At 69.8% G+C, this 1,861-nt stretch carries 3 protein-coding genes; 2 read left to right on the forward strand and 1 reads right to left on the reverse strand.

Annotated features, from left to right (window positions below; all coding sequences use genetic code 11):
* Positions 1-137, reverse strand: a 137-nt coding sequence (locus IT40_RS28195; protein WP_157034123.1) for an FAD-dependent oxidoreductase, incomplete at its 3' end; no start/stop codon positions are given.
* A gap of 277 nt (positions 138-414) precedes the next feature.
* Here IT40_RS28195 and greA point away from each other — a divergent pair.
* On the forward strand, positions 415-885 hold the full coding sequence (gene greA / locus IT40_RS26345) for a transcription elongation factor GreA (protein ID WP_024845767.1): 471 nt from the start codon (positions 415-417) through the stop codon (positions 883-885).
* 17 nt (positions 886-902) lie between these two features.
* Positions 903-1,861: hypothetical protein (locus tag IT40_RS26350; RefSeq protein WP_036761465.1), on the forward strand; the 959-nt coding region annotated here is incomplete at its 3' end.

Consider the following 1,861-nt stretch of genomic DNA (forward strand, 5'->3'; position numbering starts at 1 on the left):
TCCGAGCCCTTCTCCAGCAGCACCACCGAAAGCTCCGGGTTCACCTGCTTCAGCCGGATCGCCGCCGACAGCCCCGCCGGGCCGCCGCCGACGATCACAACGTCGTATTCCATCGACTCGCGTTCAATTTCGGACATGGCTCGGCCCCCAACTTCCCTAGCTCGACAATCTGGGCGCAAGACCTAGCGCGTAATATTCTTGCGGGCAATCTTAACGCGACGCATGATAATCAACTTGCGACGTTTTCTCGGCAGGCTGTCGCGGATCGCATCCGGCGGGACTTGAAACAGGGACGGGATCGCGCCACGATGCCCCTCGGATTTTCAGCGGGCGCCCCCGGCCGATGGCCGGGGGCGTTCCAACAGCTTGTTTCGCGTTGACTGGCGTCGCACCGTTGCGACCGGAAGGACTGGAATGGAAAAGATACCGATGACCCGCGCGGGCTACGACCAGCTGGACGAGGAACTGCGCGAGCTGCGCTCGGTCCAGCGCCCGGCGGTGATCCGCGCCATCGCCGAGGCGCGCGAGCATGGCGACCTGTCGGAAAATGCCGAATATCACGCCGCCCGCGAAAAGCAGAGCTTCGTCGAGGGCCGCATCAAGGAACTGGAGATGATCCTTTCGCGGGCCGAGGTCATCGACCCGAGCCGGCTGAACGGCTCGATCAAGTTCGGCGCCACTGTCACCCTGCTCGACGAGGATTCCGAGGAAGAGCGCACCTACCAGATCGTCGGCGAGGCCGAGGCGGACCTGGAGCGCGGGCTTCTGAACATCCGCTCGCCCCTGGCCCGCGCCCTGATCGGCAAGGACGAGGGCGACAGCGTCGAGGTGGTGACGCCGGGGGGCGGGAAATCCTATGAGATCATCTCGATCCGCTATGTCTGAAGGAAGGGGCCGGGCGCATGGACTCGCTTGATCCGCTGCGCAGGCTGGCCGTCGAACAGGCCCGCAACCGCGTGCTGGCGATCGGCGCGGGGGTCAGCCTGGCCTGGCTGGCGCTGGTCGGGCTGTTTGCGCTTTTCGGCCCGGAGGCCGAAGGGCAGGGCGCGGCGGGCTGGCTGGTCTGGCTGGTGGGCGTGATCCTGCCCTTGGCGCTGGTCTGGCTGGCGGTCTGGTCGGCGCGCAGCCTGCTGCTCCTGCGCCAGGAGGCCGAGGAGCTGCGCGCCATGCTGGCCCGGATGCAGGACCAGGGCATGGCCGGCGAACCCATGGCCGAGCCGCGCGCGGCCGCGTCGTCCTCCGCCCCCGTTGCCGCGCCGGCCGCGCGGCGCGGCATGGTGCCGCCCGCGCCGCGGCCCTCTGTCGCGGATGCGCGGCAGGCCAGCCTGGAGCTGGATTCGCCGCCCGCGGCCCAGCTGACGCCGGCCGAGCTGTTCCATGCGCTGAACTTTCCCGACGGCCCCGAGGACCGCGAGGCGATTCGCTGCCTGCGGCTGGCGCTGGCCGATCCGGGCATGGCCCGGCTGATCCGGGCGGCGCAGGACGTGGTCACGCTGCTGGCGGGGCAGGGCGTCTACATGGACGAGCTGGCCGTCCCCGAGGCCGATCCCGTCCTGTGGCGCCGCTTTGCCGAGGGCGCGCGCGGCGAGGCCGTGGCCGACCTGGCGGTGATTCGCGACGAGGCCGCCCTGGCCAGCGCCGGGGCGATGCTGCATGGCGACGAGGTATTTCGCGACGTCGCCCATCATTTCCTGCGCCATTTCGATCGGCTGATGAGCCGCAAGGTGCAGGACAGCGACCCGCAATTGCTGGCCGCGCTGGCCGAGACCCGCTCGGGCCGGGCCTTTACCCTGCTGGCGCAGGTGACCGGCATGCTGGGCCGCGCCGGCACCCAGGCCGAGGGGGTCGAGGGGGCAGAGGG

Source organism: Paracoccus versutus, assembly GCF_000763885.1.
GTDB classification, from domain to species: domain Bacteria; phylum Pseudomonadota; class Alphaproteobacteria; order Rhodobacterales; family Rhodobacteraceae; genus Paracoccus; species Paracoccus versutus.